The organism is Neobacillus sp., from assembly GCF_031988165.1.
Classification (GTDB): Bacteria; Bacillota; Bacilli; order Bacillales; family Cytobacillaceae; genus Neobacillus; species Neobacillus rhizosphaerae.
In genome coordinates this window covers 42,308-57,337 of sequence record NZ_DALZYO010000021.1, presented here as the reverse complement: position 1 = coordinate 57,337, position 15,030 = coordinate 42,308, and the positions used below count along the sequence as shown (strand labels likewise).

At 38.7% G+C, this 15,030-nt stretch carries 16 protein-coding genes and 2 riboswitches; of the genes, 12 read left to right on the top strand and 4 right to left on the bottom strand.

The window, feature by feature from the left end:
- Window positions 1-14 precede the first annotated feature (14 nt).
- On the top strand, window positions 15-599 hold the full coding sequence (locus RTR43_RS14175; RefSeq protein ID WP_312472873.1) for a DUF2087 domain-containing protein: 585 nt from the start codon (window positions 15-17) through the stop codon (window positions 597-599).
- A gap of 35 nt (window positions 600-634) precedes the next feature.
- On the opposite strand, the gene mtnK is transcribed toward RTR43_RS14175, so the two are convergent.
- Complete coding sequence (mtnK, locus tag RTR43_RS14170; RefSeq protein ID WP_312472818.1) at window positions 635-1,822, bottom strand: S-methyl-5-thioribose kinase; 1,188 nt, start codon at window positions 1,820-1,822, stop codon at window positions 635-637.
- A gap of 100 nt (window positions 1,823-1,922) precedes the next feature.
- A riboswitch (SAM riboswitch) is annotated at window positions 1,923-2,081 on the bottom strand.
- A 162-nt stretch (window positions 2,082-2,243) separates the two neighbouring features.
- Complete coding sequence (locus tag RTR43_RS14165; protein WP_312472817.1) at window positions 2,244-3,029, bottom strand: carbon-nitrogen family hydrolase; 786 nt, start codon at window positions 3,027-3,029, stop codon at window positions 2,244-2,246.
- 118 nt (window positions 3,030-3,147) lie between these two features.
- Between RTR43_RS14165 and RTR43_RS14160 the strand changes: the two genes are divergently transcribed.
- The 10 genes from RTR43_RS14160 to RTR43_RS14115 all read left to right on the top strand — a co-directional run bounded on the left by RTR43_RS14160 (window position 3,148) and on the right by RTR43_RS14115 (window position 12,294).
- Window positions 3,148-4,326, top strand: coding sequence for a pyridoxal phosphate-dependent aminotransferase (locus RTR43_RS14160; protein WP_312472815.1), 1,179 nt, complete (start codon window positions 3,148-3,150; stop codon window positions 4,324-4,326).
- A gap of 78 nt (window positions 4,327-4,404) precedes the next feature.
- A riboswitch (SAM riboswitch) is annotated at window positions 4,405-4,511 on the top strand.
- Between the two features lie 72 nt (window positions 4,512-4,583).
- Window positions 4,584-5,795 carry a 2,3-diketo-5-methylthiopentyl-1-phosphate enolase gene (mtnW, locus tag RTR43_RS14155; protein ID WP_312472814.1) on the top strand — a complete coding sequence of 404 codons (1,212 nt, stop codon included), beginning with the start codon at window positions 4,584-4,586 and terminating at the stop codon, window positions 5,793-5,795.
- Window positions 5,796-6,470 (top strand): 2-hydroxy-3-keto-5-methylthiopentenyl-1-phosphate phosphatase, encoded by a 675-nt coding sequence (locus RTR43_RS14150; RefSeq protein WP_312472813.1) that lies wholly within the window; start codon window positions 5,796-5,798, stop codon window positions 6,468-6,470.
- Window positions 6,464-7,093 (top strand): methylthioribulose 1-phosphate dehydratase, encoded by a 630-nt coding sequence (locus RTR43_RS14145; protein WP_312472812.1) that lies wholly within the window; start codon window positions 6,464-6,466, stop codon window positions 7,091-7,093. Before RTR43_RS14150 ends, RTR43_RS14145 begins: the two co-directional genes overlap by 7 nt.
- 28 nt (window positions 7,094-7,121) lie before the next feature.
- Window positions 7,122-7,655, top strand: a complete 534-nt coding sequence (locus RTR43_RS14140; RefSeq protein WP_312472811.1) for a 1,2-dihydroxy-3-keto-5-methylthiopentene dioxygenase — start codon at window positions 7,122-7,124, stop codon at window positions 7,653-7,655.
- Window positions 7,656-8,032: 377 nt separating this feature from the next.
- The gene (locus RTR43_RS14135) at window positions 8,033-8,275 is read left to right on the top strand and encodes a Spo0E family sporulation regulatory protein-aspartic acid phosphatase (protein ID WP_312472809.1); all 243 of its coding nucleotides are present in this window, start codon (window positions 8,033-8,035) and stop codon (window positions 8,273-8,275) included.
- Window positions 8,276-8,831: 556 nt separating this feature from the next.
- Window positions 8,832-9,656, top strand: a complete 825-nt coding sequence (locus RTR43_RS14130; RefSeq protein WP_312472808.1) for an electron transfer flavoprotein subunit beta/FixA family protein — start codon at window positions 8,832-8,834, stop codon at window positions 9,654-9,656.
- Between the two features lie 34 nt (window positions 9,657-9,690).
- Entirely contained in the window at window positions 9,691-10,722 is a 1,032-nt protein-coding gene (locus tag RTR43_RS14125) for an electron transfer flavoprotein subunit alpha/FixB family protein (protein ID WP_312472807.1), read from the top strand.
- Window positions 10,715-12,010, top strand: a complete 1,296-nt coding sequence (locus RTR43_RS14120; RefSeq protein ID WP_312472805.1) for an FAD-dependent oxidoreductase — start codon at window positions 10,715-10,717, stop codon at window positions 12,008-12,010. The genes RTR43_RS14125 and RTR43_RS14120 overlap by 8 nt, the downstream gene beginning before the upstream one ends.
- Window positions 12,010-12,294, top strand: coding sequence for a ferredoxin family protein (locus tag RTR43_RS14115; protein ID WP_248736788.1), 285 nt, complete (start codon window positions 12,010-12,012; stop codon window positions 12,292-12,294). Before RTR43_RS14120 ends, RTR43_RS14115 begins: the two co-directional genes overlap by 1 nt.
- A 137-nt stretch (window positions 12,295-12,431) precedes the next feature.
- Here RTR43_RS14115 and RTR43_RS14110 read toward each other — a convergent pair whose 3' ends face one another.
- The gene (locus RTR43_RS14110) at window positions 12,432-12,779 is read right to left on the bottom strand and encodes a hypothetical protein (protein WP_312472802.1); all 348 of its coding nucleotides are present in this window, start codon (window positions 12,777-12,779) and stop codon (window positions 12,432-12,434) included.
- A gap of 224 nt (window positions 12,780-13,003) precedes the next feature.
- On the opposite strand from RTR43_RS14110, the gene RTR43_RS14105 reads away from it, so the two are divergent.
- Window positions 13,004-13,528, top strand: a complete 525-nt coding sequence (locus tag RTR43_RS14105; protein ID WP_312472800.1) for a hemerythrin domain-containing protein — start codon at window positions 13,004-13,006, stop codon at window positions 13,526-13,528.
- A gap of 93 nt (window positions 13,529-13,621) precedes the next feature.
- On the opposite strand, the gene RTR43_RS14100 is transcribed toward RTR43_RS14105, so the two are convergent.
- Window positions 13,622-14,857: an MFS transporter gene (locus RTR43_RS14100; protein WP_312472799.1), complete on the bottom strand. Its 1,236-nt coding sequence runs from the start codon at window positions 14,855-14,857 to the stop codon at window positions 13,622-13,624.
- Between the last annotated feature and the right edge of the window lie 173 nt (window positions 14,858-15,030).

Here is a 15,030-nt window from a genome sequence, read left to right as displayed (position 1 = left end):
ATATGAAGGTTTTGATACAGCTTAATCGCTTAGTAGCATTTCATAAAACAATGGGTGACCCCACAAGGGTAAGAATTGTTATCCTTTTAGCAAAAGGCCCGCTGCACGGACAGGCGATTGCCGGCAAACTTGGCCTGAGCGCACCTACAATTACTCATCACCTTAAAAAATTGCGGGATGTCCATGTGGTTTATGAAAGAAGGGATAAGAATACTATTTACTTTTATTTAAATGAATCGATGATTAAACAACAGGCGCAGGAGCTCACAAAGTTACTGGAGACAAGGGGAGAGGAGCTTGATGAAATGATGGAAATAAGTTTAGAGAGACAAAAGGTTATTCAGAATTTCTTCACAAAGGAAGGAAAATTAAAAAATATTCCAGCTCAACGGAAGAAGAAATTAATGGTGTTTGAACATATGGTTCGAGGGCTTAACATAGGTCAAAAGTATAGTGAAAAAGAAATAAACGAGTATATTAAGCAATTCTATGATGATTATGCGACAATACGCAGGGAATTCATTATTAATCATTACATGTACCGCGAAAATGGGATATATGAACTAAACCCGGAGGAAATGTGGGCGAAACCAGAGTAAAAAAGCAACCCGATTTTGTTCGGATTGCTTTTTTTCTAGTTTATTTTTTCTTTTACTATTTCGATAAATTCTCCAAGTTCCTTAATATTTTTTCTCTGCTTGATAAGGATGCCCCCAAGCTCCAGAGATTTACGCTTCGCAGCTAATCTAGTTTGCTCGTCTTTAATTCCGTCTAAATCAGCAACATGTGCGAGCCCAATTGTTCTCCTGATTAACTCACAGCCGGCAAAACCAAGGGCATCCGCAAAAAATTTAGATAAATTATAGGAAAGGAATGAAGCCGATTGTGCTAAAACCTCTTTATTTTCTGTCTCCCAAAGGATTGTAAATGTATTCTTAAAGACATCCCAAACCGTTTCAATATGCTCGACAAAAAGATCTCGCTTCTTATTGTTCACAATTACTTGGAAAAGAAGATTTGCAAATACTTGGCCAATATCAAATCCAGCAGGCCCATAGAAAGCAAATTCAGGGTCAATGACTTTTGTTTCTGAATTATTCGCAAAAATACTTCCGGTATGTAGGTCACCATGAAGGAGAACTTCTGCATCAGTTAAAAAGGTTTTTTTCAATACATTCACGTGAAATTTTAGTTCTTCATCACGCCAAAGATCTACAACAATAGGACGTAAACCTTCTTCAAATTCGTTTGTTTCTGCATCGTAATAGGGATCAGTAAGAATTAAATCCTCTGTGATTTTGCAGAGCTCAGGATTGATAAATTGTTGAACCTGTTCTTTTTTTCTACCAGGGCCCAATCCATAATCAGATGTGTAAAATAATGTTTTAGCAAGATACTCACCAACATGTGTAGAAATAAGCGGGTAGGTTTCACCGTTAATGAAGCCCGTCCTTGCAATCAAAAGATGGGAAAGATCTTCCATGACAGTAACAGCCAGCACATCATCTGTATAGTAAACTTCTGGTACAAAATCTGGGGCAATTCGACCAAAAGTTTTCAATGCATCTGCTTCAATTTTTGCCCTATTTAGTGTTAATGGCCAGCTTTCCCCCACGACTTTAGCATAGGGAAGAGCTTGTTTAATGATTATGCTTTTTCCTGCTTGTGTGTCAATAACATGAAAAACTAGATTGAGATTCCCATCACCAATTTCCTTACAGGATAGTTCTGCATCTTCGGAAAAAATACTAAGATTTAACGCTAACTCAATAGCAGTTGTTTCGGTTAGCGGGTGGTAAGTTGATTGATTTAGTATACTCATAAATTCTCCTCCTATATTGGGAGGCTTGGTGAGTGCGTGACAGCACTAAAAAAGCCTCTTTCTTATCTGAAAGAGGCTAGAAGACGGATGTTCTTCGCACCTCTTATCTCTCAGAAAGACAATCCTTCTGTTGGAATTAGCACCGTGCCATTTAGGGGACCCTCCCCCGGCGCGAAAGAAGCGCCCCATTTCACAATGGAATTTCGGTCGGTTGCTGGGCTTCAAAGGGCCAAATCCCTCAGCCAGCTCGTGATAAGAGTAAATAAAATATTCAATTTTTTCAATCTGAAAAAACTATAACAGGATGAAGCGAAAGATGTCAATAATTTTAAAAAGATACTAAAGTTTAAAAATTTTTCTTTAATAACTTTCGAGCTCCAGCAAAAAGAGGCTAGTGTACTTCGCGCATCTGCTTTTCGTATTATTTATAGTACTCTGGTTTCCTATCTTCGAAAACCGGAATCTGCTTTCGGATTTCTCTTACTTGATCTAATTCGATTTCAGCCGTAATGATTTCCTGATCTGCTCCAGCCTCAGAAATTACCTCTCCCCAAGGATCAATAATAATAGAGTGTCCGGCAAATAGGTTATTTGGGTCGTCACCGGAACGATTACATCCGATCACAAAGCATTGATTTTCAATCGCTCTTGCTATCAGGAGAGTGCGCCAATGAGCAAGACGGAGTGCTGGCCATTCGGCAACGACAAATAATGCTTCAGCCCCTTCGGAAGTATGGCTGCGAATCCATTCAGGAAACCGAATATCATAACAAATTATGCCCGCAAACTTACGGTCTTCAAGTTCAAATAACCCTTTTTCGTTACCGGCCTTAAAGAAGAGATGCTCGTCCATAAGTTTAAACAAATGTAGTTTATTATACTGATGAACGAGCTGACCATTTTTGGTGATGACGAGAAGGGTATTTTTTACTCCATTTTCACCTTGGTTTGCGACAGAACCGCCGACCAAATGAACCTGGTACTTTTTCGCTACTTTTTGCAGATAATCGATTGTTTGTTTAGCATCGATATCTGCAATTTCTGCAAGTCGGTTCAAATCATAGCCCGTTGTCCATAGTTCTGGAAGGACAATAATATCTGGATTATCAGTAACTGCTTTTTCAAAAAGCTCGTTGGCAATTTCAAAGTTTTTCTGTGGATTTCCAAAGGCGATATCCATTTGTAGACAAGAAATCTTTAGTTTCAAGAATCTTCACCTCTTTTGAAATTTCGAAATTTTCCCTTTACAAGGTATTATAAAAGTTATAACATTTGTGACTAGAAATTCAACAAAAATTTGAAAAATAATTAAGCAGGTGTGAACAATGATGCAATTTCCACAATCGGAACTTTTAAATAGTCTGCCAAAACAATTTTTTGCTGGTCTTGTTAAAAAAGTGGGTGAATATAGTGCCCAGGGCCATGATGTAATTAACTTAGGACAAGGCAATCCAGATCAGCCAACACCACCACATATTGTGGCAAAGCTTCAGGAAGCAGCCGCTAATCCGCGAAACCATAAATATTCGCCATTTCAAGGACATGGTTACTTAATACAAGCTGCTGCAGATTTTTATCAAAGGGAATATGGCGTTACCATTGATCCGGATAAAGAGGTGGCCATATTATTTGGCGGTAAAGCGGGTCTAGTCGAAATTCCACAGTGTTTTTTAAATCCAGGTGATACCATCCTGGTTCCCGACCCAGGTTACCCTGATTATTGGTCTGGGGTCGCATTAGCGAAGGCGAAAATGGCTACCATGCCATTAAGAGAGGAAAATAGATTCTTACCGGATTATCAAGAACTAAAAACAGATACTTTATCCAAAGCAAAATTAATGTTCCTCAATTATCCAAATAATCCAACCGGTGCAACAGCTACTGCAGAGTTTTTCGAAGAAACCGTCAAGCTTGCTCGGGAACATGAAATTTGTGTCGTTCATGATTTCGCATATGGGGCCATTGGATTTGATGGTAATAAACCATTAAGCTTTTTACAGTCTGAAGGTGCAAAAGAGGTAGGAATCGAAATATATACTCTGTCCAAAACCTTTAATATGGCGGGCTGGAGAGTTGGTTTTGCAATAGGTAATGAGAGTATCATTTCAGCAATTGAACTTTTACAAGACCATTTATACGTCAGTTTATTTGGAGCGGTACAGGAGGCAGCGGCAGAAGCATTAACGGGATCGCAGGATTGTGTGAAGGAATTAAACGATCTGTATGAACGTAGACGAAATGTTTTGATTGAGGGTCTTCATTCGCTAGGATGGAATGTCAGCTCACCAAAAGGATCATTTTTTGCCTGGTTAAAGATACCAGAGGAGTTTTCATCCGAGCAGTTTGCCACTATTCTTCTGGAACAAGCACATATCATGGTTGCACCGGGAATAGGCTTTGGCAAATTTGGCGAAGGATATGTCCGAGTAGGGCTATTATCATCCGAGGAGCAATTAAAGGAAGCCGTCAGAAGAATAAGTGATTTAGAAATTTTTGAAAAATAGGTTGACATTTTAACCTTTTCTTGTGATAATCCAAAATAAAGTTAAACACTGTGAAAAAGTGAATATATACGAATCGTTTTCTTATCAAGAGCAGGCGGAGGGAAAAGCCCGATGAAGCCCGGCAACCGACTTAACAAGTTTAAGCACGGTGCTAATTCTTGCAGCAATAAGCTGAAAGATGAGAAGATGTTAGTTTGTTATGCTAACCTCTTCTTTTCGAAGAGGTTTTTTATGTTTTACCGAAAGGATGATCAGTTTTGAGTGAATTAATTGCAACATATCTCTTACATGATGAAAAATATCCAGAAAAAAAAGCAGAGGACATTGCCCTTGGGTTAACAGTTGGTTCATGGACGAATTTGCCTGAAATAGAACAAAGTCAATTGCGCAAACATAAAGGTCGAGTTGTTTCGATTGAGGGGTTACCATCTGAAAAAGAGGATCAATCTCTTATCCGGATTGCCTATCCAACGATTAACTTCTCCAATGACTTACCAGCCATTTTAACCACAGTTTTCGGGAAGCTTTCATTGGATGGAAAAATAAAATTAGTAGATTTGCAATTTGATGTTGGATTAAAGCGGTTGTTTCCGGGCCCGAGATTTGGGATTACCGGCCTGCGTGAGACACTAAATGTTTATGACAGACCGCTATTAATGAGCATTTTTAAAGGAGTATTGGGTAAAGATCTCACCTTTTTAGCCGAGCAGTTAAGGAAGCAAGCCCTGGGCGGTGTTGATTTGGTAAAGGATGATGAAATCCTTTTTGAAAATGAATTAACTCCCTTTGAAAAAAGAATAACTCTGGGAAAACAGGTATTACAGGAAGTCCAGGACCAAACAGGTCACAGAACTATCTATGCAGTTAACCTCACTGGAAGAACATCAGGGCTGAAGGATAAAGCTAAGCGAGCTGCCGAGGTAGGAGCAGATTTATTATTGTTTAATGTGTTTGCCTATGGTCTTGATGTCCTTCAGGATTTAAGAGAGGACAATGAAATTGGCCTTCCTCTTATGGCACATCCTGCTGTGAGCGGGGCATATACCTCTTCTCCTGATTATGGCATGTCAAACTCTCTGCTACTTGGAAAGCTGCTAAGATATGCAGGAGCTGATTTATCGCTTTTCCCATCCCCGTATGGAACGGTAGCATTAGATAAAACTTCCGCCCTCTCAATTGCTAGGGAGTTAACAGAAGATGACTTATTTAAAAAGTCATTTCCTGTTCCATCGGCGGGAATACATCCAGGATTAGTACCTTTATTAATTCGGGATTTTGGGATTGATTCTGTGATTAACGCAGGTGGTGGAGTCCATGGCCACCCAGATGGAGCCCGTGGCGGCTGTAAGGCATTCCGTCAGGCGATTGAAACTAATCTTAAGGGTAAGTTGTTAGTGGAGGGTGCTGAAGAGAATCCTGAACTTAAGAAGGCACTAAAGCTTTGGGGAAATGCCGAGGTGACTGCCTAAATGACAAAGCCAGTAATTTATTGTGACTTTGATGGAACAGTAACGGAAAGTGATAATATCATTGCGATTATGAAAAAATTTGCCCCTCCTGAATGGGAGCTCATTAAAGATCAAATCCTCTCCCGTCAGATTTCAATCAATGAGGGAGTAGGAAAATTATTTTCCCTATTACCAAGCCACTTAAAGGAAGAAATTACATCATTTGCAATAAAAAATGCTAAGATTCGTGCAGGATTCAAAGAGTTTGTTGAATTTACATGTAATGAGGGGATTCCATTTTATATTGTTAGCGGAGGTATCGATTTCTTTGTTTTTCCGATTTTAGCAAAATACGGGTCGTTTGATGGAGTCTTTTGCAATGAATCAGATTTTTCAGGTGAGACGATAAAGATTCTTTGGCCACATAAGTGCGATTTATTATGTACCAATGATTGCGGCTGCTGTAAACCGAGTGTTATACGTAAATTGAGCCATTCTAAAGAAAGCTTTAAAATTGTAATTGGCGATTCAGTAACAGATCTTGAGGCAGCCAAACATGCTGACTTTGTCCTGGCGCGGGATTTACTTCAGGAAAAATGCTTGGAATGGGGGATTAACCATAAAGGGTTCCATACATTTTTTGATTGCATCGAAGAAATCAAAAAAAGAATTGAGGTGGGTGAGCTAACATGCTAAAGGAAAGATGGATTGAACTTGCTGATGTGAAAGATGAGCTTTCCGAGCGGGACTGGTTTATGGGAACAAGCGGCAACCTAGCTATCAAAGTAAGTGATCACCCGCTTCGGTTTTTGGTTACTGCAAGTGGAAAGGACAAACGCAAGCGTACTGACGAGGATTTCCTCTTGGTGAATGAAATTGGGCGTGCGGTGGAAGAAACTCATTTAAAACCTTCAGCTGAGACACTTCTACATGTTGAAATTTACCGCAAGACTAAAGCTGGCTGCAGTCTCCATGTTCATACAATTGATAATAATGTCATTTCTGAAGTCTATGGTGATAACGGTGATGTGACATTTAAGGGGCAAGAGTTGATCAAGGCATTTGATAAGTGGGAAGAAAATGATATCCTGAGAATTCCGATTATTCAAAACTATGCACATATCCCAACATTAGCGCACGCTTTTTCAGAACATGTTACAGGAGATACTGGTGCCGTTTTGATTCGAAACCATGGAATTACGGTATGGGGGAGAACTGCTTTCGAAGCCAAAAAAATTCTTGAAGCATCAGAATTTTTATTTCGCTACCAATTACGCTTGCTAGAACATAAGCCATATCAGCTATTTAAGGTAGTTTAATAATAAATTATATAAGGAGAGATAATGAATGGCGTATATTACATTTCAAAGCAGAGAAGAACAAATAGAGAATCAAGAGGCATTAGCAAGCTTTTTAGAGTCACAGGAAGTTATTTATGAAAATTGGGATATTTCCAAACTACCTGCAACACTTGTTGAAAAGTATCAGTTGAGTGATACGGAAAAAGAAGAAATCTTACAGGCTTTCGCTGAAGAAATTGCAGATATTTCCGTGAGACGCGGCTACAAGGCTCAAGATGTTATCTCGCTATCTGAAAATACACCCAACCTAGATGTTTTACTTACCAATTTTAAAAATGAGCATCATCACACAGATGATGAAGTCCGTTTTATTGTGAGTGGTCACGGGGTATTTGTTATCCAAGGGAAAGATGGCGGCTTTTTCGAAGTCCATTTAAATCCAGGAGATTTGATATCAGTTCCTGAAAATACAAGGCACTATTTTACACTTGAAGATGACAGGAAAGTTGTCGCCGTTAGAATTTTTGTCACTACTGAAGGCTGGGTGCCGATTTATGAAAAGGAAGAAGTGAATTTATAAGTAAAAAACTGGCAGCAACTTTTGCATGCCAGTTTTTTACTGCGGAAGCTTAATGGATTCACATTTTTTTACAAAAATATCCTAAAAAAATTAAATTAATTCCCAATTTTTAGATAAAAAAATATACATCCGATTGTCCAGTAAGTGCCCACGAAGTATCAGGAAATAGACAGAATTGTTCAACTAATATTCTTGAAAGAAATCTTGTCGGAAATGCCTGAAAGAGAGTAAAAAAAATGTCGAAAAACAAAAGAAATAGAATGTTTTGTCTACTTTTGCGATTGTATTTACTTTTACCATAATTCTTGGCATAATTCTTCAAGTAGTCTACTTTATTAGTGGTATACAGTAAGAGTGTAATGAGTAGGAGGATCACATTGTACGAGTATAGTAATTGTCAATCTGAAATGATTGAAGAGATAAAGGTAAAAAGGGAATTAATGATTAATAGCGCGACTACATTAGGTTTTACAAGTGAAGAAACAATAAAATACAGCCAAGAACTAGATGAATTAATCAATGAGTATCATAGGTTCATGGGACAAGCTTCAAGACAAAATGAAGAAGTGAAAATTGCTTTTAAGCAAATGCTGATGGTCTGGCCAAAAGTTTTAGTTTAATAAAACTGAATAGGACGTAACGATTACATACTGCCCTGTTACCATTACAAAGATGAAGGTCTTCTATTATTCTCGTTGAAGGGTTAACATTGAACCGGTTTGAAGGCCTTCCGACACTTTCGAAAACCAAAAGCCCAATGGCCAAAGTGAAACTTTTAATTCTGAACCTCCACGTAAATGAAGCAAACGCCGACCGATCATTCCACAGGAAAATAGACGAATCAAATAATAGAATCAGCCTAAACAACTTCAGTCATCTCGCTATCTTTTTCCAATCAAAAAAACTATTGATAAATATCTACAATATTAGACATTACTGTGATTTTTATCATTGTTTATATCTAAATATTTCATATAGTTATAGTAGAACCATATAAAAAATATATACAACAAGATTAACTACATAAATTACCTCGAAGTAAGAAAAAAGAAAACGATTTGTTTGGTACTATGCTTATGTTGCGATTCATATATCGTAAATAAAGGCATTTTTTATAGCCAAAAAAAGCAAGCGCTTTCAAAATTTAGAGATCAAATGGAGGAGGGAAAGTCCTACATGCACATTGTCGTATGTGTCAAACAAGTACCAGATACAAAAATTATAAAAATTAATCCAAAAACAAACACACTCGACCGCCGAAGTGCGCCAGCCATTTTAAATCCTTACGATGCCCATGCTGTTCAAGAGGCCGTGAAAATTAAGGAAAAAACTGGTGGTACGATTTCGGTATTGTCTATGGGACCGCCGCAAGCAACGGCTGTTATAAAGAAGAGCGTCGAAATAGGTGCAGATAGAGGTTATCTAATTTCTGACCGTGCTTTCGCAGGTGCTGATACTCTTGCAACAAGTTATGCCCTATCAAAAGCATTGGAAAGAATCAGCAAGGATCTCCCAGTGGACATGGTAATTTGCGGGAAACATGCCATCGATGGAGATACGGGACAGGTTGGACCAGGTATCGCAAGAAGAATGGATATTCCTCCGGTTACCAATGTAATCGAAGTGACGGAAGTCAACCAAAAAGAAAAAACTGTTTTAATTAAACGAAAATTAACCAGCGGCTATGAATTAATTCAGTCAGAATTACCATGCTTATTAACGGTTGAAAAAGAAATAAATGATATTGATTATTCGCCGATGCCAAACATGATTAAAGCCGCAAGGTATGAGCCGACTATCTGGGCGGTAAGTGATCTTGAAAATGTGGAACGCACGCAGCTTGGTCTGAAAGGTTCACCAACAATCGTTGGTAAAATGTTTTCACCACCACGGCCAGAAGGCGGTAAAAGACTTGAGGGCTCTGCTGATGAGCAGGTTAGTCAGCTAATGGAAGTCTTGATGGAGAAAAAGGACCTGTTAACAATCCAGTCATCTAAATAATATGATTAATCTTGTCTCGCAGGGAGGGGTTTACATGAATCTAGACGATTATCGTGGAGTCTGGATATTCATCGAACAAAACGATGGGAAAATTGAAGGTGTTTCCCTGGAATTACTTGGGGCTGGCAGGAAGCTAGCAGATAAATTACAAGTTCCATTATCGGGATTTTTACTTGGAAGCGAAATAAAACCTTTAGCAAACCAAGTAATTACTTACGGTGCCGATCAAGTATACATTATCGACCATCCAGTATTAAAGAATTATCGGACAGAGTCTTATATGAAGGGTGTTATGCTGCTGGCTGAAAAATACAAACCAGAAATCATCCTTTATGGGGCAACACCAAACGGAAAAGATTTAGCTAGTGCCGTCGCAACGGATTTAAACACAGGTTTAACTGCAGATACAACGATGTTGGACGTTGATGTGGAAAATAGATTATTAGAGGCAAGCCGTCCAGCATTTGGCGGTAATATTATGGCAACGATACTTTGTAAAAAGCATCGTCCACAAATGGCCACTGTCAGACCAAAGGTCATGAAGGCATTAGAACCAGATAATGTTCGACTTGGTAATGTTATTGAAGAAAAAATATCATTACAAGAAGAAGATATGCGTACAAAAGTGCTTCAAATTGTGAATGATGTAACAAAAAAAGTTAATTTGGCTGATGCCCATGTGATTGTCTGTGGCGGTAAAGGAATGGGCGATTTTCAAAACTTCCAGCTCATCCATGAATTAGCAGAAACGATTGGTGCAAGTGTGGGCGGTACACGTGATGTGGTTGAAGCAGGTTGGCTGCCACATGAGCAACAAGTTGGGCAAACAGGTGAAACAGTGACACCAAAAATCTATTTTGCCATTGGTATATCAGGTGCCATTCAACATGTCGTCGGTATGAAAAATTCCGAGTTTATCATCGCCATCAATAAAGATCCAAACGCACCAATTTTTGACGTTGCAACATATGGAATTGTAGGGGATGCAATGGAAATCCTCCCAAAACTAATTGAGCAATTTAAGCAGCTAAGGACAGAAAAAGGAGGTGAAATAAGCTATGCCTGAAAAATTTGATGTCATCGTTGTTGGGGCGGGACCTGCAGGTTCCTCATGTGCCTTAACTTGTGCAAAAAATGGCCTAAACGTTTTGCTTATTGAAAGAGGGGAATACCCGGGGGCTAAAAACGTAATGGGCGGGGTATTATACCGCAAACAAATGGAAGAATTAGTTCCAGAGTTTTGGAAGGAAGCACCACTTGAGAGACCAGTTATTGAACAGCGTTTCTGGATGATGGATAAAGAATCAGTCGTTCAATTTGGCTACAAAGGTCTTGAATGGGCAGTAGAACCATATAATAATTTCACGGTGCTCCGGGCACAGTTTGACCAATGGTTTGCGGGGAAAGCAGTTGAAGCAGGAGCCCTCTTGATCAATGAAACTGTTGTCACAGAATGTATTGTTGAAAACGGTAAGGTTATTGGTGTTCGCACCGATCGCCCGGATGGAGAAGTTTATGCAGATGTCGTGGTTCTAGCTGACGGTGTTAACTCACTCCTTTCCAAGCAATTAGGCTTCCATAAAGAGTTTCGCCCAGATGAAGTAGCCTTAACGGTTATGGAAGTTATTAATCTACCAAAGGAAAAAATTAATGACCGCTTTAATGTGGAAGATAACCAAGGTTGCACGATTGAGATTTTTGGTGATTCAACCAAAGGTAACCTCGGTACAGCTTTCCTTTATACAAATAAAGATAGCTTGAACATTGGAGTAGGAACAACCCTTTCCAGTATGATTAAAGCGAAATTGAAGCCATATGAGCTACTAGATTACTTGAAAAATCATCCAATGGTTAAACCGTTGATTGCTGGAGGAGAATCGGCTGAGTATCTTGCTCACCTTATTCCAGAAGGGGGTTACCGTTCGGTTCCGAAGGTGGCAGGTAATGGTGTTATTGTTATCGGTGATGCCGCCCAGCTTGTAAATGCCATTCATCGTGAAGGTTCGAACATGGCAATGTATTCTGGGAAATTAGCTGCGGAGGCCGTTGTCCAAGCAAAAACTCGTGAAGATTTCAGTGAGTCTAGTTTAAATAGTTACCGTGAAGCCCTTTATGGCAGCTTTATCATGAAAGATTTAGAGAAATATAAAGATGCCGCTCATACGTTTGAGAAGTATCCACAATACTTTAATGACTATGTACCGATGATGAATAAAGCGATGAGCAAATTCTTCACAGTAGATGGCACGCCAAAACGTGAAAAACAAAAACAAATTATGAAGAGTGTAACAGGAGAAAAAGGAACCCTTCGAGTATTGCAAGATATATATCGTGCTTGGAAGGCGGTGAAATAATGTCAACGAAGAATATCGAAGAAAAACAATATCTTCTCCGTTTTAAGTGTGACACGAAGTCCCATTTAACCGTGCTCGATCATGATGTTTGTATGACTCAATGCCCCGATAAAGTTTGTACAGTATTTTGCCCGGCTGAAGTGTATAAGTGGGAAGGAACAAGGATGCAGGTAGGATATGAAGGCTGTCACGAATGTGGAAGCTGTCGCATTGGCTGTCCATACCAAAACATTAAATGGGAATATCCAAAAGGCGGACATGGGATTGTGTTCCGGTTAGCTTAACTGAAAAATAGAAAGAGTGCTGTTTGCGATTTGCAGGCAGTACTTTTTTTTACAAATGGGATAATATCACTATATGTAGGTTTTTTCACAAATGAGGGTAAAAAGAAGGTAAAGCAAAAGGTAGTTATTTTAGGGGCTTAGCTTATTTTCTCTAGTAGAGCAATAGGAGAAAGTTCATCTTTATTGCCGGATGCAACGAATGAAGAAGCCAGTGCGATTGCTTCATCCATTGACATCATACCTGGTGAACAATAAAAAGGTTTTTTATAATTGAAATCGGCTTCACCATCAGCTGGATAAATGCTCACTTTCCAGTGATAATAAATCTTCTTCTCCGGGAGTTGTACCCCTTCTACGGCAATGAGCCAATGTGTTGAAGGTGATCCAGGGTAGTATGTCTCGGATTCTTTTAGTAATGTAAGGTCCTTTAAACCAATTGGTATTAGTGCCTTTTGATAAAAGTCATGATAATTTGGGGTTTTCATGATTTAGCCCTCCTTTATATGGTTTATCTACATTATATGAAATTTTTATTTCTTTTTGAGTGATAAATGTTAAAATTTTTCAAAAAAATAAAGCGTTTTCATGAAATTGTCAAAAAAAGCTTAGCTCTAAGCAATTTTTGAATAAATGTGACCTATGTCACTACGTTAATTGTTGGTTACTTTTATACTTGAGGCTCAAAAGATAATGATAGAGGTGAATGAGCATGAGTGGTTGCATGAGTGGATTTGGAGGTCTGCCTCAAGCTGAATTAAGTGAAGGACTTAAACAATTAAAAAGTGAACATCCTCCATTATTAGAACAATTAGAAGGATTGTACGGCCTGACGGAAAAAATCGATCAAGTAATGGATGTAGAAATTAATTTTAATGAATTAATTTTGAAAGTAAAAGAATTTAAGAAAGCACTTGACCCGCATTCTGAAAGAGAAGAGGGTGTCTTGTTCCCAATGATGGGGGCTTATATCGGAACAACTTCAGGACCGATTGCGGTTATGGAATATGAGCATGACCAAGCAAAATCAAATATCGGAGCCTTTCTAGCTAAGGTAGAAGGTAGTCAAGCATCAACGGATGAAAAGAAAAAATTGGCAGAATTAATCAAAAACGCGTACCTCATACTAACAGAACATTTTTCCAAAGAGGAAAACGTGTTATTCCCAATGGCTGAAAGAATGCTTACAGATGAGGAAAAGGCAGAATTATACCGTAAAATTCAAGAAATCAAATAAAAAGGATGGGCGCAGCCCATCCTTTATTATTATATAAGAATTTAAAACATTGGACTTCGAGAAATGTCCAGCTCCAGGCGCCTTGCGCTTTTCTTATTTTTGATTCCATTCCCAAACCTTTTGATCCGTTGGAAGCAGGAACGCGAGTAATCCTAGCAATGGCAATACTCCAAGCCATGTGATCATCGACTGCAGACCAATCCAGTCCGCAATGTATCCCAGACCTACTGAACCAATGGCCCCCATTCCAAACGCAAGACCAACAGTCAAACCAGACATCGTCCCAATTTTTCCTGGGACTAATTCTTGTGCATACACCACGGTAACCGAAAAACTAGTCATTAAAATAAATCCTGTAAGAATTAGGAAGATAAATGCCATGGTCGGCGGAACATACGGAATAAGAATCGAAAAAGGAACGGACGCTAACATCGAAAAGGAAATGATGTTTTTCTTTCCAAATCTGTCAGACAATGGACCTCCAAAGAATGTACCGATTGCGCCAGATAGTAAAAATGCGAACAAAAAGACCTGAGATTCTTTAATGGTAAGTGCATATTCTTTTATGACATAAAAGGTGTAAAAATTGGTAATCCCCGATGTGTACCAAGTTCTTGCAAAGATTAATAATAATATCAATGCTAATGAATTTTTTACCTCTTTAGATAAACCTTTCTTCTTACCTAAGCTCGTTCTCTTCATACTTGCAGGATTTGGAGTAGTTTTCAATCTCTCATTATACCAATTTGCGATATAAATTAATAAAATAACTGCAAGTGCGGCCACTATTGTAAACCAGGATGCTCCAATTTGTCCGAGTGGAACTAATATCAAAGCGGTAATCACTGGGGCTAAGGCCTGGCCAGTATTCCCTCCAACTTGATAAATGGACTGTGCAAGTCCTCTTCGACTGCCAGCAGCCATATAAGCCACTCTAGAGCCTTCAGGATGAAATACAGCGGAACCGAGGCCGATGAAAAGAACAGACAAAACAATCGTTCCAAAACTAGAAGCAAAACCTAAACCAAGAATGCCGACTAAAGTAAAAGAGAGACCAATTGGCAGTGCATAAGGCATTGGCTTTTTGTCAGTTAAGAATCCGACCATTGGCTGCATGACGGAGGAGACCATATTTAACGAGAAAGCAATTACCCCCAGCTGGGTAAAGCTTAAACCCATTGACCTTTCTAATATAGGAAACATTGCCGGTATAACAGCCTGTATGGCATCATTCAATAAATGACACAGTCCAATAATAAAAAGAATTTTATAGATAGGTGATTCGGAGGCCTTTGGTGCCCTCACAGGTAAAACGGCTTGTTGACTCATTGTATCCCTTCTTTATAAGAATAACTTACTATTTTTCTATCCTATCTTACTACTTAATTACCGAAATAAGAAATATATATTTCTTATTTCGAAATATTTCAATTATAATAAATTTAAGTAATTGGGTAATAGGAAGAAACATGGAAAGGTCGAATTTTAACAAAATATTCCCA